Genomic DNA, 19,789 nt, shown 5'->3' with positions numbered 1-19,789 from the left:
TGCCATGTAGCAAACCACACTTGTCCGTTAATACGCTATAAAAGCCGGAGATTTCACGAAGGAGGCCTATTAGCATGAACATCTGCATCATTGGCGCTGGCTACGTCGGACTAACCACCGCTGCCGTCCTTGCTGAACTTGGGCATGAAGTGCATTGCATTGATCATGATGAACGGAAAATCCGCCTGCTCAATAACGGGGAAGTTCCGTTTTATGAGCCAGGGCTCGAAGAATTGATTGCCAAAAATGATAATTATTTGACGTTCAGCGGCCGCTGGGATGATATCAAACGGGCGGCCGTCGTTGTCATTTGTGTCGGCACCCCGCCGCGGCCCGACGGCGGCACCGATTTGCGCTATATTGAAGCGGTGCTCGACCGCTTGGCAACGACGATCAAATCGTACAAAACGATCGTCACGAAAAGCACTGTCCCGCCGGGGACGAATGAATGGATGCGTGCCGAGCTTATCCGCAAAGGAGTGAAACCGCAGTTGTTCCGAATCGTATCCAACCCAGAGTTTTTGCGGGAAGGGTCGGCTGTCTACGATATGTTTCACCCAGACAAAATCGTCGTCGGACTCGAACCGGATGATGACCAATCGCTTGCCGTCATGCAGGCGGTGTATGCCGGCATCAACGCCCCTTACCTCACAACGAGCCTGACCGGCGCGGAACTGATCAAATACGCCGCCAACGCGTTTTTGGCGACCAAAATTTCCTTTATTAACGAAATGGCGCGCATCTGTGACGCGTTTGCCGTCGATGTCAATGACATCGCCCGCGGGATCGGCCTCGACCCGCGCATCGGCCCACACTTTTTGCGGGCCGGCCTCGGCTATGGAGGATCTTGCTTTCCAAAAGATATCAAAGCGCTCGAACATGCGGCGCGTTCGCGCCAAGTGGAGCCGCATTTGCTGAAGGCGGTGCAGACCATCAACGCCACCCAGCTTGACGTTTGCTTCCAAAAACTCAATGAGCAACTTGCCCCATTGACGGACAAAAAGATTGCCGTGCTTGGCATCTCCTTCAAGCCGAATACAGACGATACGCGTTTTTCCCCCGCTGAAGCGCTCATCCGCCGATTGAGTGAAAACGGCTGTACGGTTGCCGCCTACGACCCGAAGGCAACGCTCTCGGAGCCGCTTACCCGCGTCACACAAGTCCAGTCGGTGCACGAAGCGATCCAAGGGGCGGATGGCTTGGTCATCGCCACCGATTGGGACGAATTCCGCACGCTTGACTGGGGGCAAGTGAAAGCGGCGATGAATGGGACGCTCGTGTTTGACGGTCGAAACTGTTTGGATCGCCATGCAGTCGAACAAAGCGGTTTGCGCTACATGGGGGTGGGGCGCCCGTGAACATTCTCGTCACCGGTGCGGCCGGATTTATCGGCTCCCATTTATGCGAAAAACTGCTGGAAAACGACGAGCATCATGTGATTGGCGTCGACGGCTTTCTCGGACCGACGCCGGCGCCGCTAAAAGCGAAGAACATTGCCCATTTGCAGTCTCATCCACGGTTTACCTTTCTTGAGCTGGATTTGTTGACAGCCGATTTGCCGTCCTTGCTGCAAAACGTCGAAGCGGTCTACCACTTAGCCGGCATGCCCGGTGTGCGAACGAGCTGGGGGACGGAGTTTGCCGCCTATGCTGCACACAACATTTCCACTACCCAGCGGTTGCTTGAGGCATGCAAAGACCGGCCACTCAAACGGTTCATCTACGCTTCGACCTCATCCGTCTACGGCGAGCGGAGCGGCCCGTTGTCGGAAACGCTTGAACCGGCCCCGCTCTCCCCATATGGCATTACGAAGCTCACCGGCGAACATTTATGCCGCGTCTATTTTCGCGAGTTCGCCGTACCGATCGTCATTTTGCGCTATTTCACCGTCTATGGCCCGCGCCAGCGCCCGGACATGTCGTTTCACCGCTTCATCCGCCAGCTGCTCGCTGGACAACCGCTCACCGTGTTCGGCGACGGAACACAATCGCGCGATTTCACCTATATTTCTGACTGCGTTGATGGAACGATCGCCGCGCTCGAGCGGGATGGCGTCATTGGAGAAACGATCAATATCGGCGGAAAAGAACGAGCATCGGTCAATGAGGTGATCCGTCTGCTGGAAACGCTGACGGGAAAACAAGCGATCATTCAGTATACCCCCTCCGCCCGCGGAGAGCCGAAACAAACGTGGGCCGACTTGGCAAAAGCGGAGCGGCTGCTCGGGTACAAGCCGGTTGTAACGCTTGAGGGCGGCCTACAAAAAGAGATCGAATACATCCGTTCGCTGTATGAGGGTGAGCATTCATGAAAATCGCCTATGTCTGCACGGAAAAGCTGCCCGCCCCGGCAGTGCGGGGCGGGGCCATTCAAATGATGATCGATGGGATTGCTCCATTGATCGCCCGACGCCACGAACTGACGATTTTTTCAATCGCTGATCCGCTTTTGCCGCCTGAAGAGACAGACGGAGACATCCGCTACATCCGTTTTCCAAAAGCCACGTATGAAACGGATGTGGCACGTGCGTTGGCCGCGCACAAATTCGATGTCGTCCACGTCTTCAATCGTCCTGTTCCGCTCATCGATTACCAAGCGGCGGCTCCGCAAAGCGCCTTTGTGCTAAGCCTGCATAACGACATGTTTTCCCCGCTGAAAATTACAGCAGAACAGGCGAAGCGGGCGCTAGACGCCTGCACCTTGCTGACCGCCGTCAGTGAATACATCAAACGGACGGTGACAAACCGTTACCCAATCGATCCTCAGAAAGTAAAAGTCGTTTATTCCGGAGTCGATGCTTCCCAATACATCCCCGTTTGGACGGAAGAAGGCAGGCGCAGCCGCCAAGCGGAACGCGAAGCGTACGGACTCACCGATAAAAAAGTCGTTCTCTTTCTCGGCCGACTCAGCAAAACAAAAGGACCGCATTTGCTGATTCAATGCCTGCCATCCCTTTTGATCCGCCATCCCGAGGCAGCGCTTGTCATCGTCGGCGGAAAATGGTTCGGCGACACCGGCCGAAGCGAATACATCGACTGGCTTCATGAGCTCGCGGCGCCGATGGCCGATCGCGTTCTGTTTACGAATTACGTTCCGCACAGTCATATCCCCAAACTGCTCTTAATGGCCGATGTGTTTGTATGCAGCTCGCAATGGCACGAGCCGCTCGCCCGCGTTCATTACGAAGCGATGGCCGCCGGCATTCCGGTCGTGACAACCAACCGCGGCGGCAACACCGAAATCGTCCGCCACGGCGAAACCGGCTTTGTCATCGATGACTACCAAAACCCGCACGCTTTTTTTGAAGCGATTGATTACATGCTTGTGAACAAACATGAAGCGGAAACCATGGCGAAAAAGGCAAGAACGCTCGTTGAACAGCAATTTCAATTCCACCATGTGGCCAAGCGGTTTGAAACGGTTTATATCGAAGCATGTTCCTCTCTTTCCCCAAACCAATAAGGGCTGTCTAAGAGAAATGTTTTCGGGACAGCCTTTTTCTCTTTCTCCGATGAAATCAACCATGCCGCTCCTTGTGCATCTATCCCCACTCGTCACACTTTCGCCGCCCCCCAGTTCGTCAAACTGCAGAGGCTTCGGGAAATATCCTCTATTTAATGAGCTTACCCAGTCCAATTTCGTTCTCCATACATATCCTAGTAGCAATCACACATATTTCACTTCGTCCATTCCCAAATACCTGACAGGAGGGATAGCATGAAAGACATCGTTATTGAACCATGGCTCGTCGATGAAACGACCCATGAATTTTTTATCCCTGAGTATATCATCCAGCTGGCAGAGGAAGTGCTGAAAAACTACGATTTATCCGTTCAAAACATGCAAATCGTTACGACAAAACCGGACAAGGGAGGAGCGATTTGGAAGCTCGAAACGAAATCAGGCCCGAAAAGTTTGAAGCTGCTGCACCGGAGGCCGACAAGGAGCCTATTCAGCCTAGGAGCACAAGAATATTTAGTGGAAGTGCGCAAGGCAAGAGTGCCGCCAATTGTAAAAACAAAGGATGGAAAAAGTTATGTCGAGGCAGGAGGAAAACTATGGTTTGTGGCGGAATGGATTGAACCGTTGACGCCAGTTACAAAGGATTTGGAAGGAGCAAGAAAGCTTTGTTATGCCCTTGGTGAATTCCATCGGCTAAGCAAAGGGTATGTCCCCCCAAAACAGGCGGAAATGGCTTCGCGGCTGCACAAATGGCCAAAAAACTATGAAAAAATGATTACGAAAATGAGCTGGTTTCGGAACATTGCCAAATACTACCCTGAAATGCCGGCAAGCCCACCATTATTAGAGGTAGTTGACCGATTTGAAGAACAGGCGCGAAAAGGCATGGAACGATTCCTGCAATCCAGCTATGTTGAATTCGTCAAGCAAGGAACGGCTCATTGGGGGTTGGTTCACCAAGACTACGGTTGGTCCAACGGCCAAATGGGCGCGGACGGAATGTGGATTATTGATCTCGACGGAGTTGCCTTTGACCTTCCGATTCGTGATTTACGAAAACTCATTAGCGGCACAATGGCGGATTTATACAAATGGGATGCAACATGGGTGCGGGAAATGATTCTAGCGTACCACGAAGCAAATCCAATCACACCTGAATTATACGAGCTTTTGATGATTGACTTGGCCATGCCAAACGAATTTTATAAAAATATGAAAGAAGTCGTCTATGAACCGGAAATTTTTCTCAATGAACAAACAGCACAGTTAATTCAAACGATTGTCGAAACCGACCAGTCAAAGTGGCCTGTATTGGCAGAAATCGAAAATGACTGGAAAGGAGTGGGATAAATATGAGGATTTTGATGGTTTGTACAGAAAAACTCCCCGTTCCCCCTGTACTCGGCGGAGCCATTCAAACGTATATTTCCGGCATTCTTCCACATGTAAGCCAATTCCATGATATTACCGTTTTAGGCATCAGCGATTCGTCGCTTCCCGAGCAAGAAACCATCCAAGGCGTTCGCTACGTGCGCGTACCGGGAAAAATATTTGAAATATACCGGGAAAACGTTGTTCGTTATGTGGAAGCGAACAAGTTCGATCTCATCCATATCTTTAACCGCCCCCGCCTTGTTCTGCCCATCCGGCAGGCAGCGCCCGACGCCAAAATGACGTTAAGTATGCACAATGATATGTTTCAACCGGAAAAAATCGATCCAGAAGAAGCAACGGCGGCCATCGCAGAAGTGGCCTACATCGTAACAGTGAGCGATTATATTGGCAATGTCATCCGCAGTCTATATCCGCAGGCATCGCCAAAATTGCGCACGATTTATTCTGGAGTAGACAGCGAACGATTTTTGCCGGGAAATCATCCAAAAATGCAGAAAATACGCAACGACATTCGGCGGGCACATGGGTTGGAAAACAAAACGGTCATTTTGTTCGCCGGAAGGCTGTCTCGCAATAAAGGGGTCGATAAACTCATTCTAGCATTGCCGGAGCTGGCAAAAAAATTTAAAAACTTAGCCCTGGTGATTGTCGGGAGCAACTGGTTTAGCGAAAATGACATTACTGATTATGTCGCATATGTAAGAGCACTGGCGAAACGAATGCCTGTCCCCGTTGTCACGACAGGCTTTGTCCCACCGAATGAAATCCAAAATTGGTTTGCGGCGGCTGATTTGTTTGTATGCACCTCGCAATGGCAGGAACCGTTGGCGCGCGTCCACTATGAGGCCATGGCAGCAGGCCTTCCGATCGTAACGACCGCGAGAGGCGGCAATCCGGAAGTCATTTTCGCCAATGAAAACGGCCTTATCGTAGAAAATCCGGAGGACCCGAGTGATTTTGCCAACAAGATTGCCCAAATATTATCGGATCAATCATTGATGAGAAGAATGGGAGAAAAAGGCCGGCAGCTTGCGATTTCGATCTATCATTGGGAGCGAGTCGCTTCCGAGTTATTGGAAGTTTGGGAGCAGGCGGAGAAAACAGAACAAGCTGTAGTGAGTGAAGAACAAGCAGCCGGCATGACAATAGAACCGCTGAAAGAAGATGCAACAGAACAACTGAACCGGCCAACCCCTAAAGCGGATGCAAAAGAAAAAGTCCACTCGAAAAAGAACGCGGCAGCGTCATCCGACAAAACGAAAAAGGGAAAAACCAAAAAAGAGCGTGCCATATCAATGGAAGACCATCAACAAACAGCCAAACAAAAAGAAGCTGCGGCAGAGCGAACTGAACTCGCGAAAAGCGCCCCAGCTCCTAAACAGCCCCAAACCGGCCGCCACATAAAACCTTTTACCATTGCAAGCGGCAACCAACAAACGCTGGACGCGTCGCCTAAAACGCATTTGAACCGCAAATTGGCTCAAGCGAAACATGACACCAAACATTTTACGATTGCAAGCTCACACTAACACGAATCGAAAATCGCCAAGAAGAAAATGACGGACATCCAAAATAAAAATGAGAATACACTCCCACAGCAAATGAAGGAAACAAACCCTCATCATCCTTTCCTGGCGCCGCAACGCATTCAGGCAAAGATGCGTTTCAACGCAAGGAAATGCGTTACTGCACAAACCCGATCATCGTCACCGCGAGAAGCTGCGCGCGCCCGATGACCGTTTCGTTTCCCTGTTCATCGGCGATCGTCAACTCGGTCGCCGTGCACTTCTTTAATATGCCTTCATAGCTCTTATCCTTCATGACAAATTGGCATTTCAGCGGCGGCAAATGGCCGGGCAGCTCCGCCAAAAAGGCCAGCCGCTCGTCGAGCGCCATCGCTTGGAATTCTTTTTTGGCAAAAAATTCAGTCGGTTCCTCCTCGCCGCCTCGTTCATCGTTGGAATTTCCTTCCTCTTCCTGTTGCGTTCGGCTAGTCCACATAAACGTTTCTTGCATATGCGCCGCCGCCCGCATCGCTTTTGGCTGCACAATGTAAAGCAACGGCTCCGTCTCCACAACGTTTTGTTTCCGCACGTCGATCCCCCTTTTCCATGCTTGCCTTACCTTATATATGTATGCCCGTGATCTCAATAATTGCCCAAGTCAAGCAAAAAACAGCCGCTCCATCAACAGGAACGGCTGCTCGCACGTTTTTAATATCCTAAAATGTGGTATCCCGAGTCGACGTGAATAATTTCCCCGGTGATGCCGCGCGACAAGTCGCTGAACAAAAACAGCGCCGCATCGCCGACTTCTTCTTGGGTCGTCGTCCGGCGGAGCGGAGCGCGTTCTTCGATTTGCTTTAAAATCGAGTTGAAATCGCTCACCCCTTTGGCCGACAGTGTGCGAATCGGTCCAGCGGAAATGGCATTGACGCGGATGCCGTATTTGCCTAAATCGTTCGCCAAATATTTCACGCTCGCATCAAGCGACGCTTTCGCCACACCCATAATGTTGTAGTTTTGCACGACGCGCTCGCCGCCTAAGTACGTGAGGGTGACGATGCTGCCGCCTTCCGTCATCAGCTCTTTCGCCTCGCGCGCAACCGCGGTGAGCGAATATGCGCTGATATTGTGGGCGAGCAAAAAGCCTTCGCGGCTGACGTTCATATATTCCCCGCTCAAGTCTTCTTTATTGGCGTAGGCGATGCAATGAGCGACGCCGTGGATGACGCCGACTTGTTCTTTGATTTGCGCGAAACATTGAACGATGTCTTCATCTTTTGCCACATCGCATGGCAGCAGAAGCGAACGTTCGTCCCCAAGCGTATCCACAAGCGCCCGCACCTCTTTTTCAAACCGCTCTCCGGCATACGTAAACACCAACCGAGCGCCGGCAGCGTGAAGCGAACGAGCAATGCCCCAGGCGATGCTTCGTTTGTTCGCCACCCCCATCACGACATATGTACGTCCTTCCAACGATAAGACCATTCGTTCATCCTCCCAATTATCATTTATTCTTAGCACCAGGTGTTAATTCTATTATAGGCGATGCGGCGGCCGATGTAAATGCACGCTTCCCTTTTGCCTTCCGATTCCTTCATGCTGGCGGCGGTTTTTCCCACTTTGCAAAACCGGCGCGATTCGCTAATATGGTATATGGCACATTTGAATGGAGAGGATCGTTCCATGGATCATGATCGTTTTTCCAAATCGAAGCTGGATTACCATATGCTGTTCCTTTTATTCTTGATGGCGGTCGTCAGCGCCATCGCCATCCATAGCGCAGAACCGATGCTGCCGGAGAAACTGCAAAACGTCAACTTCGCTTCGAAACAGCTGCAATGGTACGCCATCGGCGCTGTCGTGATCGCCTTGACGATGATCATTGACTATGATCGGCTGTTTCAAATCGCTTGGTATTTGTATGGATTCGGGATGTTGCTGTTGCTTGGGCTGGAATTGAACGTCCCAGGATCAGTAACCATTAAGGGGGCGACGAGCTGGTACCATCTACCTGGAGGCAACTTTCAACCATCCGAGCTGATGAAAATTTTTATGATCATCGTCCTAAGTCGCATCATCGTCAACCATCGGGAAAAATATCCCGAACCGACGATCAGCGATGATTTTAAATTGCTTGGCAAAATCGCTTTGACCGTCTTGCCGCCGCTCATTTTGCTCGCCAAGCAGCCGGACATGGGCATGTCGATGGTGTTTATGGCCATCACCGCCACCTTGGTGCTCGTTTCCGGCATCCGCTGGCGCATCATTTTCGGCATTGTCCTTTCCGGTGTAACAATGGTGGCAGTCGTTGTGTTCATTTTCTTTTATTTTCCTGATTTCTTCCATAAGTACATTATTAAAGAAGATTACCAGTTGAACCGGTTTTACGGCTGGCTGGCTCCATATGAATATTCCAACGAACAAGGCTTCCAGCTCATCCGTTCGCTTATGGCCATTGGGTCAGGGGAACTGTATGGGAAAGGATTGGGCAACTTACAAGTCTATTTGCCGGAGGCGCACACAGACTTTGTGTTTGGCGTCATCTCAGAACAGTTCGGATTTGTCGGCTCAAGCATCGTCGTGTCTCTCTTTTTCCTGCTCATTTATCGCATGATCCATATTGCCTTGGAGAGCAACGATTTATATGGCAGCTATTTATGCGCCGGCGTCGCGGGCATGATTACGTTCCAAGTGTTCCAAAACATTGGCATGACGATTGGACTTTTGCCGATCACGGGGTTGCCGCTTCCGTTCATCAGCTATGGAGGAAGCTCGCTGGCGACTTATATGCTGGCGATCGGCCTCGTCTTAAACGTTCATTCGCGAACGCGGAAGTTTATGTTCGCAAGCGATGAATAAAGCCGCTTGCTGTGTCCGCAGGCGGCGTTTTTTGTCGCCATCAAGCTCAACTCCACTTCTTTGTTTCCTGGCCGCGGGCTCCGCCGTTTGGGCGTTGCCCCCGCAAAAGCCGCGATGAGACGGGCAAAACCGCCGCATCTTTTCTTTTCCTGACTGAACGGACATACTGGTAGTACAACCACTATGGCGAGAAAGGAGCACATTCGATGCAAGTGGACATCATCGGCGACATTCATGGCTGCTTCCGTGAATTCGCCGCATTGACGGAAACACTCGGCTACCATTGGGACGAAGGGGTGCCGATTCATCCCGACGGACGAAAGCTCGGCTTCGTCGGCGATTTGACCGACCGCGGTCCTGAATCGCTGAACATGATCGAGATCGTCTGCGCCCTTGTTGAGCGAAATTTGGCTTACTACGTGCCAGGCAACCATTGCAATAAGCTGTACCGCTTTTTTTTAGGACGAAACGTGCAAATCGCCCACGGGCTTGAGACGACGGTCGCAGAATATCGCACCTTGCCTCCAAGCGAACAGGAGATGATCCGCCGCAAGTTCATCCGCCTGTATGAACAGGCGCCGCTGTATGCGGTGCTCGATGAGGGGCGCCTTGTCATCGCCCACGCCGGCATCCGTCACGACTATATCGGGCGGACGGACAAAAAAGTCAAGACGTTCGTCCTGTACGGGGACATCACCGGCGAAATGAACCAGGACGGGACGCCGGTGCGCCGCGACTGGGCGAAACGGTATCACGGCAGCGCATGGGTTGTATATGGCCACACGCCGGTCGAAAAACCGCGGTTTGTCGGGCGGACGGTCAACATCGACACCGGCTGCGTATTCGGCGGCGCGCTGACCGCCTTGCGCTATCCGGAAATGGAAACGGTCTCCGTTCCTTCCTCGATGCCGTTCGTTCCGGAAAAATTCCGCACGTTCTCCTAATCAGCGCACCTTCTGCGCGTTGCCTCGATGAGGAGCTCCATATCGTCAGGAAGCGGGGCGGAACATGTATACCAGCGCCCGGCAAACGGATGAAAAAACGACAGCTGCCGGCTATGAAGCGCCTGGCGGCCGATCATCTCCCGGCTCCCGCCGTACAGTTCATCGCCGGCGAGCGGGTGGCCGAGATAAGCCAAATGGACGCGAATTTGGTGCGTGCGCCCCGTCTCCAGCCGGAGCGAAACGTATGTATAGCCATAAAGCCGCTCAAGTACACGAAAATGAGTGACAGCCGGCTTCCCGTCTTCCCGCACTTCGCGAGCAATGATGCTGTCGCTTTGGCGGCCGATGGGGGCGTCAATCGTCCCTTCATCCTCGACAATGACGCCATGGCAAATGGCCTCATACGTGCGCACAACGTGCCCTTTTTGCTGCAATGCCGACAACAAATGATGAACGTGGCGGTGCTTGGCGACGAGCACGAGCCCGGACGTGTCGCGGTCAAGCCGGGTGACGATATGGACGGTCGAGTCGAGCTGCTGCTTTCGATAATGGTGAAGCAAGCCATTGGCGAGCGTCCCGCCCGGATGGTGGCGCGACGGAATCGTCGCCAATCCCGCTGGTTTGTTGACAACAAGGACGTAATCGTCTTCATACAGAATGTCAAGCGGCATCGCTTCTGCGTCCATCCAATCGCTTGTCCGCTCCGGCGGAAAGACAACCGACAGCGTCTCGCCGGCGCGCAGCACATGGCGGACGGTGACGGGCCGACCGTCAACCAACAGCGCCCCGCCATGGAATTTAATATCGGTAAGCGCCGTCCGCGAAATGCCGTTCTCTTGCAAAAACTGGCGCAGCAGCTTTCCGTCGTGCTGTTCATCGATGGAAAAGGTCATGGTAAACGGCGGCAATGTTCGTCACCTTTCTGATCAAAAATCTCCGTCTTGCTCATCGTGTTCCATCCACTTTCCTTTGGCGCCGCTAAAACGGAATCGGCATCCGCGCCAAAAGACCATCACCTCGCCGCAAACGGGAAGCGTTGCCTAACCAAGGAGGCGGGTTTTCCCTCAGTCGGCGATAAACGAGTCGCGCACCCGCCGCCAAAACGGAAACGGCCGAAAGCGGGCGAAACGCACCTTTTCATCGGCCACCCGGCATTGAATCGACTTCACTTCTTTATGCAACAGTGACAAATGGTCGATCGTAATTTGAAAATCGACGTGGTTGACCGGCTTGAGTAAACACGTATGGTGCGCCGGCAGCACGAGCGGCGAACCGATTGTCCGAAACACGCGGTTGTTGATCGACGCCATCTCGGTCACTTGAATCGCCTCAAGCGAAGGATGCAAAATCGCGCCGCCGAGCGCTTTATTGTAAGCCGTGCTGCCGGTCGGCGTCGAAATGCACAACCCGTCGCCGCGGAACCGCTCAAACAAGTCGCCGCGAATCTCGACATCCATCACGAGCGTCCCGCTGACGCACTTGACTGTGCATTCATTGAGCGCTAAATACTTTGCCTCGCTTCCGCCGTTGAGATAGCGGATCGTCACCTCAAGGAGCGGGTATTCGACCACTTGGTACGGCGTCTTAGCGATGGCGATGACGAGCTTTTCGAGTTCCTCCGGCACCCAGTCCGCGTAAAAGCCGAGATGGCCAGTATGGACTCCGACAAACGCCGTCTTGTCCAACCGATGGCAATAGCGATGGAACGCATACAACAGCGTTCCATCACCGCCAACCGAAATGACGAGATCAGGTTCCTCTTCATCGTAACGCAAGTCAAAGTCAAGCAAATACGTTTTCATTTTTTGCGCCAGAGCGTTTGATATGTCGTCGCCTTTGGACGTGATGGCGAACACGAGCGGCGCGTCCGTCCGTTTCATTGCCCTTCTCCTTTTGCTTCTTGTTTTCGAGAAAAAGCAGCCTGCGCTTCTTGAATTTCAAAGCGGATTTTCGACATCTCCTCATCGAGGCGATAGGCCGCCTCCGCGGCGCGCTGCAGCCGAACTTTGATATCTTCGGGGAAACGCCCGCTGTACTTATAGTTCAACGAATGCTCAATCGTCGCCCAAAAGTTCATCGCCAACGTTCGAATTTGAATCTCCGCCAAAATGTTTTTTTCACCGCGGATCGTCTGCACTGGATAGCGGATGACGACATGGTACGAGCGGTAGCCGCTCTCTTTTTTTTGCGTGATGTAATCGCGTTCTTCAACAATCGTAAAATCGTTGCGCTGGCGCAATAGCTCGACGACGGTCTTAATGTCATCGACAAACTGGCACATGATGCGCAGCCCCGCAATATCTTGCATCTCTTCCTCAAGACGGTCGAGCGGGATGTTTTTCTTTTGCGCCTTATCCAAAATGCTGGCGACGGGCTTCACCCGTCCGGTGACAAACTCAATCGGCGAGTGCGCTTCAATCATCTCAAATTGGGCGCGAATGCCCCTTAGCTTCACTTTCAGCTCCTCAACCGCCTGCTTATACGGGGCTAAAAACAAATCCCAATGGTTGACCATCGTACCACCTGCCTACATGTTTTCGATCTCCCGCGGCTTACGTCAAGAGGGCGCAACCGCGCCTCTTTCTTGCTGCACGATGCGAATTCACCGGGCCGCTCCCTGTTCGAACGCGCCGGAAAGGGAAAACCCCCGGCTTATTGCTCAAAAAACACGTCTTGCACCGCCTGTTCAAGCGCCTCGCCATAGTTGGCGTTGCCGCGAATATTTTCAAGCAAATAAGACAGTTCATCGTGAAACTGTTCAAGCTCAAGCGTCCTCTCTCCACATCGAAGCCAGACCGGCTCCTTGGCGTCAAGCGCCGCCTTTAGCTCAGGCCACCACGGCTTCGGAATCATGACATATAGAAAGCGGTCATCGGTTTCCAAAATGTACGCAAACGCCAACGCATCCGAATCGACAAGCATATGGCGTTTCGGCGTTACGCGGGCAAGCGGAACCGGAGCATCATTGACATACAGCCAAAGCCGGCCGCCTTCCCGCTCCACCCGCTCGACGATCCATTTTTCGTTCATGTTTTCTCTCCTTCCGCATCAACCATCCGCCCTTTATTTTACCATATTCACCCTATACAGGCGAAATAATTGATATTCGCCGGAAAACAGCTGATAATAGAGGGAGACGACTATCCTGTCTGAAGGGGATTCACGATGCATCAAGAAATCGAAATCGAATTAAAAAACTTGTTAACGGCAGCGGAGTTTGCTGCCGTCCGCGCCGCCTTCCGCCTTGATGATGGCGCTTTCTTCCGCCAGGAAAACCATTACTTTGACACCCCGTCATTCGCCCTGAAAGAACGAGCGGCAGCGCTGCGCATCCGGGCGAAAGAGGGACGCCTGACCTTGACGCTGAAACAAACGCGGGCGGACGGGACCATTTTGGAAATCCATGAGCCGCTTTCGCTGTCTGAAGCGGAAGCGTTGCTTGCTGGTATAGCGGCGCCGCGCGGGGCGATCGCCGATTTGCTTGCAGAACTGGGCATCAACCCACACGAGGTGCGCTGCTTTGGCTCCCTTGTCACCGACCGAGCCGAATGGCCGCATGAAGGCGGCACGCTATGCCTTGACCATAACTGTTACTTGCAAAGCGAAGATTACGAACTTGAATATGAAGTGGATCACGTGGAAGCGGGTGAAAAGCGGTTTTTGCGCCTGCTTGAGGCGCTCGGCATCCCGCGCCGCCCGGCGCCAAACAAAATCGCCCGCTTTTACGCCCGCATGAAAGAAATGGAGGAAAGACGATGACCGTTTCGCCATTAAAGCTGCTCATCGAATGGCAGGCGCTCAATGCGTTCTCACCCGGACGCTCCAGCCTGTTGCCATCGCCGGTGCCATCCTTGTTTTCAAGCTTGCTTGCCGAATCTCTCAGCCGCGGTGAGGAATCTTCTGCCGAGGCGCCTCAAGCTGCCCTAAGCGGTCAGCCCCCGGCGCCCGCCGGCCATCGCAGCGCCCCGCTCGAACATGAAGCGGGTGCTGCAACCAACTCATCTTCTTCCATCGATGCTTTAATCGCGGCGGCAGCGGAAAAATACGATGTTGACCCGCAGCTCATCCGCGCCGTCATTCGCCATGAGTCAAATTTCCGTCCCGATGCGAAAAGCCCGGCTGGAGCGCTTGGACTCATGCAGCTCATGCCAAGCACGGCAAAAATGCTCGGCGTCAACAACCCGCTTGATCCGGCGCAAAACATCGACGGCGGCGTAAAATATTTGCGCCAGCTCCTTGACCGGTACAGCGGCAATATCACTCTCGCCTTAGCCGCCTACAACGCCGGGCCCGGGCACGTCGACCGCTATGGGGGCGTGCCGCCATTTGCCGAAACGCGGGCGTATGTCGAACGCGTGTTGAAAAGCTACCGCACATAAACGAGCGGCGCTCGAGTCACTTTGTTTGAGATCCATGCGTGCTGTTGATAAAATAGCAATCAAACGACAACGAATGATTTTCAAACAAAAGGAGCATCCGCGATGGGTGAACAATGGCAAACTCTTTATGAGGCGATCGGCGGAGAGGAGACGGTTGCGAAACTTGTCGAAGCATTTTACCGTCGCGTGGCCGCGCATCCGGACTTGCGGCCCATTTTCCCTGACGATTTGACGGAAACCGCCCGCAAGCAAAAACAGTTTTTAACACAATATTTAGGCGGCCCCCCTCTTTACACGGCAGAGCATGGACACCCCATGCTGAGGGCGCGCCATCTCCGCTTTGAAATCACGCCGAAGCGGGCGGAAGCGTGGCTTGCCTGCATGCGGGCAGCCATGGACGAAATCGGCTTGTCCGGGCCGGCGCGCGAACAGTTTTATCACCGGCTCGTACTCACCGCCCATCATATGGTCAATACCCCAGATCATCTGGACAGAAAGGAGCATACCCTTGAGTGAGAAGTTTGCTGGGAAGACGACATCAACTTGCTACCCTTCCCAGCCGCTAGGCAACACGAACAAACCGCTCGAGCTGTATTTGTTTATCGATCCTTTATGCCCGGAATGCTGGGGGCTTGAACCAGTCATCAAAAAACTGACGATCGAATACGGCCGTTTTTTTACCTTAAGGCACATATTGAGCGGAACATGGGCGACATGGAGCGCGCGCAAAGGAACGAAGCCGGAGGCAATGGCCAAAGCGTGGGAGTGGGCGGCGAACCGCACCGGCATGTCATGCGACGGCAGCGTTTGGCTCGAAAACCCGATTTCGAGCCCGTTCGCCCCATCGCTCGCCATTAAAGCGGCGGAAATGCAAGGAAAGCGGGCTGGCCTTCGCTTTTTGCGCAAGCTGCAAGAACAGCTCTTTCTCGAAAAACAAAATGTCGCCGATTTGTCGGTGCTCGCCGAATGCGCCGTCAAAGCGGGCTTGGATGTCGATGAATTTTTGCGCGACATGCACTCGCCGGGAGCGGCGAAAGCGTTCCAATGCGATTTAAAAATCACCTCGGAAATGGACGTTGACGAAATTCCGACGCTTGTGTTGTTTAATGAAAACATTGAAGACGAAGGCATTAAAATTTCCGGATGCTATCCGTACGACATCTACGTCGAATTGATCGCTGAAATGCTCGGCTTCCATCCTGAACCGTCCTCTCCTCCTCCGCTGGAATCATTTTTAAGCCATTTTAAATTCGTCGCCACAAAGGAAGTTGCCGTTGTGTACAACTGGACGATCCAAGAAGCGGAAACGGAAATGAAAAAGCTGCAGCTAAAGCAAAAAGTGGAGCGGGTGCCCGTCAAACACGGAACATTTTGGCGCTATATCGATGATTCCCGTCCCTAGCAGCAGGGATGGGCGCAAGAAAAAGCCCGGCTGACGCCGGGCTTTTTCTTGTTGCCAAGACAACAAAGGGGATGGGAGAAATTGTTCACGGTCAAACAAAGGGGTATCAGGTTTTGTCTTCCGTTCACGTTTTTATCTTACCAAACGTCCAACTAAATTGGCAACCCGTTTGCTCGTTTGTTCACATTATTGTCATAATTCGCCCTGCGTCATGATCAGGCAGACAAACAGCATATAATCAACTAGGCTCTTCACCAAAAGTTGTACTTGATTTTTTCTGAACATACCCTATTTACGCTTGTGAGGGAAAATCAACAAATCAGTGATTTTTGCACATCTTTGTGCAGGAAACCGTATTGCTTGTCAAATACATGTTGTGGTGAAGAGCCATCAACTAAAGCAAATGGGAAGAGGTGGCCATCGCCATGAAGCAGCGCATCGTCTTATCCCTTTGGGCGGCGGCATCCACTGCCGCCTTTATTCTGAACTTGTTGGGCCTCATGCAGCTCCTTCCGCTTTGGGCGACCATGCCGCTTTTGTTTCTCTCCTTGCTTGGATTGGCAGCGACATGGAACCGCCGCCATCAGTTTCGTGGATTTCCGTCCAAACGAATGCGGCTGTAGCGCCGCATTCGTTTCATTTCTCAAGCAGCCGTTCCATCTCATCAAGCTTCTCCGCAAACACTTGGCACGCTTGGCGGATCGGCTCGGCGCTCGTCATGTCGACGCCGGCTTTTTTCAACACTTCAATCGGGTAATCAGAGCTGCCGGCTTTCAAAAAGTCGATGTACCGTCTCACCGCCGGTTCGCCTTCTTCCAAAATTTGTTTACTGAGTGCAGTCGCCGCGCTGAAGCCGGTTGCGTATTGGTACACGTAGTAGTTGTAATAAAAATGCGGAATGCGCGCCCACTCGAGGCCGATTTCTTTGTCCACGACAATATCATCGCCAAAATACGTTTTATTTAAGTCGTAATAAAGGGCGCTCAACGTTTCGGCCGTCAACGCTTCGCCTTGTTGCGCCTTCAAATGGATCAAATGCTCAAACTCCGCGAACATCGTCTGGCGAAAAACCGTGCCGCGGAACCCCTCAAGATAATGGTTGAGCAAATAGAGCCGCTTTTTCTCATCATCGATCGTTCTCAGCAAGTAGTCGTTCAACAGCGCCTCATTGCACGTCGACGCCACTTCGGCGACGAAAATTGAATAATGCGCATATGGATACGGCTGCGTTTTGCGCGTATAGTAGCTGTGCACCGAATGGCCAAACTCATGCACAAGTGTAAACAAATTGTTCACATTGTCCTGCCAGTTGAGCAAAATGTACGGATGGGTGCCGTACGCTCCCGACGAATAGGCGCCGCTTCGCTTTCCTTTGTTTTCGCGCACATCGACCCAACGGTTGTCAAGACCTTCTTTCACGATCGCCACATATTCCTCGCCAAGCGGCGCGAGCCCTTCAAGCATATATTGCTTCGCTTCCTCGTACGTCACTTCCATTTTCACTTCTTGCACAAGCGGCGTGTACAAATCGTACATATGCAGCTCATCAAGCCCAAGCACTCGTTTGCGCAGCCGCACGTACCGATGCAACAGCGGCAAATGTTCGTGAATCGCGGCGATTAGATTGTCATAGACGCTCTCCGGAATGTTGTTCGCATCCAACGCCGCTTCTCGCGCCGAACGGTAGTGGCGGATGCGGGCGAAAAAGTTGTCTTTTTTCACCGTGCCGGCAAGCGTATTGGCGAACGTATTTTGAAACTTCTCATACGTATGGTATACGGCGTAAAACGCATCGCGGCGGACGCGGCGGTCCGTGCTTTCTAAAAAGCGGATGAACCGGCCGTGCGTGACTTCGACTTCCTCGCGGTTTTCATCGATGATCGTCGGAAACGTCAAATCAGCGTTGTTCAACGCGCTGAACGTGTCGGATGTCGCCTGCATCACCTCGGCTGCCTGCGCCAAGATCGCCTCCTCTTCTGCCGACAGCACGTGCGGGCGCTGGCGCGTAATTTCGTCTAACGCGTGCGCATACAAGCGAAGCGGCTCGTATTGTTCCAAAAACGAGCGCAGCACCGCTTCATCGATCGCCAAAATTTCCGGCACGATAAACGCCATCGCGCTCGATGCTTCGCTGTACAAGCTTTTCGCCCGGGCGTCGAGCCCTTGGTAAAACGAGTTGGTCGTATCTTGATCATAGCGCATATGGGCGTATGTATACAGCTTGCCGAGGCGCATCGATACGTCATCTTGGCATTGCAATGCTTCATACAGCACTTCCGGCGATTCGCCAAGCCGCCCTTTGTATTCGCCAAGCTTTGGAATCATTGCCTTCACTTGTTTGAATTCTTCTTCCCAGGCGTCATCGGTGGGAAAAATGTCCTCAAGCCGCCACGTTTCTTCCACAGGAATCTCGCTTCGCAGCGGCAGCGACTTTTTCGCTTTCTTTTCCTCCACCGTCATCATTCCTCCTTATACAAATAATCGATACACGAATTATTATTCACCATTCCGTTCATCTTTTCCTGTTTTCTGCTCATTTTTTCCACTCTCCCGAACTCAAGTGTTGACCAATAGCAGCTAAGCGCCGACGTTTGGTGAATTTGCTCAAGAAGCGCAGCATCTTGATGAATCATCTGATCGACGGTCGACGGAAACGACAGCGGCTTCACCAAATGAAGCTGGTCGCCCTCTTCGCGGCGGAGATAGCCGAGCAGGCTCAACCAATGCAAATACTCGCCGACGGCCTCACGATACGTATCCCGGCCGACAAGCGGCAGCCGGCGCGGAACGAGGCGGCCGGTGCGGATTTTGTCGTCGAGCCACTGAAATAAAGATACTGCCGTTGCCGGCCGTCCGGTCTTTCCAAGAAGAAACAAAAGGACATACGTTTGCCAAATGAACGGCGCCGTCTCCCATAAATACCCCCGCGGCACTGGCCAGCCTGCTTCGGTCGGAAACAGTGACGGAACGATGCCCGCCTGGTAAAAATCAGCACAAATGCGGCGCACGGTTTGGTTCGGATAAAGCGGAAACGTCCGCCGCCATTGTTTTTTTCGTTCGAGCCATCGCTCCCAAAACTCGGATGGAAGCGGCAGCGGGCAGGGGGCCATCCAATCGGGGAACGAAAACGACGAAAGCGGAATCGAATCGACCGCGGCCAATGTTCGCTGCACCGATAGCGGCAACGGGCGAAAAAGACGGATAAAGCGTTTCGTCTCTGGACTGTAGTACCATATATGTGGAACGACTGAATGTGGAGCGCGATGGGCAAACAGCCATTGAAACCGGGAGAGCTGCACTTCCCCCGAATATTTTGGCGAACGCCGCAAATGATGGGCTCCTAACACCCACAACGGGCGGATGCCAAGGAGACGGTAGCCGTCATTGCGTTCGCGAAACAGCGATTCATCGATCGTGGAACATTGGTATTCGAGGGCATAAAGGTGTGGGCCATGGCGGAACAATACGTCAGGACGCTGCTTGATGGCGGGCAAATACGGCTCGAGCTTCGCCTCCATGCCTTGGCGAATGAGCCACGCGAACAAGTCTCGCTTCCCAGTTAAGTGACGCTCCGACTCCGGTTCGTGCTCGACCGGGCAGGCCGCCCCTTTTCGATGGGCGAAATGCGGCAAACGGTAGCGGCCCGACCGGAGCACCACTTCTTGACGGCACGCGGGACAAAAAAACGGTTCCTGTCGTTTCAGGCGCATCAGCCCCTCTCGTTCCCATCTTTCCGCCCCGGCAAGCGAAACCGTCCTGCCATCAGCGGCGAGAGCGACAAACAACATGATCACTTCCTTTCCAGTAAAAAATAGTTGTCCGTGAGCGGGAACAGCTGGAATT

At 52.9% G+C, this 19,789-nt stretch carries 20 protein-coding genes; 12 read left to right on the top strand and 8 right to left on the bottom strand.

Annotated elements, in window-relative coordinates; genetic code table 11:
* Positions 1-74: 74 nt before the first annotated feature.
* The 5 genes from ABS784_RS07240 (at position 75) to ABS784_RS07220 (ending at position 6,386) form a co-directional block, all read left to right on the top strand.
* The gene (locus tag ABS784_RS07240) at positions 75-1,358 is read left to right on the top strand and encodes a UDP-glucose dehydrogenase family protein (protein ID WP_011230341.1); all 1,284 of its coding nucleotides are present in this window, start codon (positions 75-77) and stop codon (positions 1,356-1,358) included.
* The gene (locus tag ABS784_RS07235; RefSeq protein ID WP_011230340.1) at positions 1,355-2,311 is read left to right on the top strand and encodes an NAD-dependent epimerase/dehydratase family protein; all 957 of its coding nucleotides are present in this window, start codon (positions 1,355-1,357) and stop codon (positions 2,309-2,311) included. The genes ABS784_RS07240 and ABS784_RS07235 overlap by 4 nt, the downstream gene beginning before the upstream one ends.
* Complete coding sequence (locus tag ABS784_RS07230) at positions 2,308-3,462, top strand: glycosyltransferase family 4 protein (RefSeq protein ID WP_352511935.1); 1,155 nt, start codon at positions 2,308-2,310, stop codon at positions 3,460-3,462. Before ABS784_RS07235 ends, ABS784_RS07230 begins: the two co-directional genes overlap by 4 nt.
* Positions 3,463-3,717: 255 nt before the next feature.
* Positions 3,718-4,812, top strand: a complete 1,095-nt coding sequence (locus ABS784_RS07225) for a CotS family spore coat protein (RefSeq protein WP_014195186.1) — start codon at positions 3,718-3,720, stop codon at positions 4,810-4,812.
* Between the two features lie 2 nt (positions 4,813-4,814).
* On the top strand, positions 4,815-6,386 hold the full coding sequence (locus ABS784_RS07220; RefSeq protein ID WP_352511932.1) for a glycosyltransferase family 4 protein: 1,572 nt from the start codon (positions 4,815-4,817) through the stop codon (positions 6,384-6,386).
* A 154-nt stretch (positions 6,387-6,540) separates the two neighbouring features.
* On the opposite strand, the gene ABS784_RS07215 is transcribed toward ABS784_RS07220, so the two are convergent.
* Both ABS784_RS07215 and fabI read right to left on the bottom strand, forming a co-directional pair.
* Complete coding sequence (locus ABS784_RS07215; RefSeq protein WP_011230336.1) at positions 6,541-6,951, bottom strand: CotO family spore coat protein; 411 nt, start codon at positions 6,949-6,951, stop codon at positions 6,541-6,543.
* Positions 6,952-7,070: 119 nt separating this feature from the next.
* Entirely contained in the window at positions 7,071-7,847 is a 777-nt protein-coding gene (fabI, locus tag ABS784_RS07210; protein WP_011230335.1) for an enoyl-ACP reductase FabI, read from the bottom strand.
* Between the two features lie 198 nt (positions 7,848-8,045).
* On the opposite strand from fabI, the gene ABS784_RS07205 reads away from it, so the two are divergent.
* Together ABS784_RS07205 and prpE are read left to right on the top strand one after the other, a co-directional pair.
* Positions 8,046-9,221 carry an FtsW/RodA/SpoVE family cell cycle protein gene (locus ABS784_RS07205; RefSeq protein ID WP_011230334.1) on the top strand — a complete coding sequence of 392 codons (1,176 nt, stop codon included), beginning with the start codon at positions 8,046-8,048 and terminating at the stop codon, positions 9,219-9,221.
* A 206-nt stretch (positions 9,222-9,427) separates the two neighbouring features.
* Complete coding sequence (prpE, locus tag ABS784_RS07200) at positions 9,428-10,165, top strand: bis(5'-nucleosyl)-tetraphosphatase PrpE (RefSeq protein ID WP_011230333.1); 738 nt, start codon at positions 9,428-9,430, stop codon at positions 10,163-10,165.
* Here the strand turns inward: prpE and ABS784_RS07195 are convergent.
* The 4 genes from ABS784_RS07195 to ABS784_RS07180 form a co-directional block, all read right to left on the bottom strand.
* Positions 10,162-11,073 carry an RluA family pseudouridine synthase gene (locus tag ABS784_RS07195; protein ID WP_011230332.1) on the bottom strand — a complete coding sequence of 304 codons (912 nt, stop codon included), beginning with the start codon at positions 11,071-11,073 and terminating at the stop codon, positions 10,162-10,164. The genes prpE and ABS784_RS07195 overlap by 4 nt on opposite strands.
* A gap of 156 nt (positions 11,074-11,229) precedes the next feature.
* The gene (locus ABS784_RS07190) at positions 11,230-12,045 is read right to left on the bottom strand and encodes an NAD kinase (protein ID WP_011230331.1); all 816 of its coding nucleotides are present in this window, start codon (positions 12,043-12,045) and stop codon (positions 11,230-11,232) included.
* Entirely contained in the window at positions 12,042-12,680 is a 639-nt protein-coding gene (gene yjbM / locus ABS784_RS07185; protein ID WP_011230330.1) for a GTP diphosphokinase, read from the bottom strand. Before yjbM ends, ABS784_RS07190 begins: the two co-directional genes overlap by 4 nt.
* Positions 12,681-12,817: 137 nt before the next feature.
* Positions 12,818-13,195 (bottom strand): UPF0738 family protein, encoded by a 378-nt coding sequence (locus ABS784_RS07180; RefSeq protein ID WP_011230329.1) that lies wholly within the window; start codon positions 13,193-13,195, stop codon positions 12,818-12,820.
* Positions 13,196-13,330: 135 nt separating this feature from the next.
* Here ABS784_RS07180 and ABS784_RS07175 point away from each other — a divergent pair, with 135 nt between their 5' ends.
* The 5 genes from ABS784_RS07175 to ABS784_RS07155 all read left to right on the top strand — a co-directional run bounded on the left by ABS784_RS07175 (position 13,331) and on the right by ABS784_RS07155 (position 16,569).
* A complete protein-coding gene (locus ABS784_RS07175) occupies positions 13,331-13,924 on the top strand; it encodes a CYTH domain-containing protein (RefSeq protein WP_011230328.1) in 594 nt (197 codons plus the stop codon).
* On the top strand, positions 13,921-14,544 hold the full coding sequence (locus tag ABS784_RS07170) for a lytic transglycosylase domain-containing protein (RefSeq protein ID WP_011230327.1): 624 nt from the start codon (positions 13,921-13,923) through the stop codon (positions 14,542-14,544). Before ABS784_RS07175 ends, ABS784_RS07170 begins: the two co-directional genes overlap by 4 nt.
* 102 nt (positions 14,545-14,646) lie before the next feature.
* Positions 14,647-15,060, top strand: a complete 414-nt coding sequence (locus tag ABS784_RS07165; protein WP_011230326.1) for a globin domain-containing protein — start codon at positions 14,647-14,649, stop codon at positions 15,058-15,060.
* Positions 15,053-15,946 (top strand): ClpXP adapter protein SpxH, encoded by an 894-nt coding sequence (gene spxH / locus ABS784_RS07160; RefSeq protein ID WP_011230325.1) that lies wholly within the window; start codon positions 15,053-15,055, stop codon positions 15,944-15,946. Before ABS784_RS07165 ends, spxH begins: the two co-directional genes overlap by 8 nt.
* A gap of 425 nt (positions 15,947-16,371) precedes the next feature.
* Entirely contained in the window at positions 16,372-16,569 is a 198-nt protein-coding gene (locus tag ABS784_RS07155; RefSeq protein ID WP_011230324.1) for a hypothetical protein, read from the top strand.
* A 13-nt stretch (positions 16,570-16,582) separates the two neighbouring features.
* Here the strand turns inward: ABS784_RS07155 and pepF are convergent, their stop codons facing one another.
* On the bottom strand, positions 16,583-18,406 hold the full coding sequence (gene pepF / locus ABS784_RS07150) for an oligoendopeptidase F (protein ID WP_352511970.1): 1,824 nt from the start codon (positions 18,404-18,406) through the stop codon (positions 16,583-16,585).
* Positions 18,406-19,734, bottom strand: coding sequence for a competence protein CoiA (locus ABS784_RS07145; protein WP_011230322.1), 1,329 nt, complete (start codon positions 19,732-19,734; stop codon positions 18,406-18,408). Before ABS784_RS07145 ends, pepF begins: the two co-directional genes overlap by 1 nt.
* Positions 19,735-19,789: the final 55 nt, after the last annotated feature.

Origin of the sequence: Geobacillus sp. G4, from assembly GCF_040327975.1 — a bacterium.
Taxonomy (GTDB): domain Bacteria; phylum Bacillota; class Bacilli; order Bacillales; family Anoxybacillaceae; genus Geobacillus; species Geobacillus thermoleovorans.
This window is presented reverse-complemented; position numbering and strand designations above follow the sequence as displayed.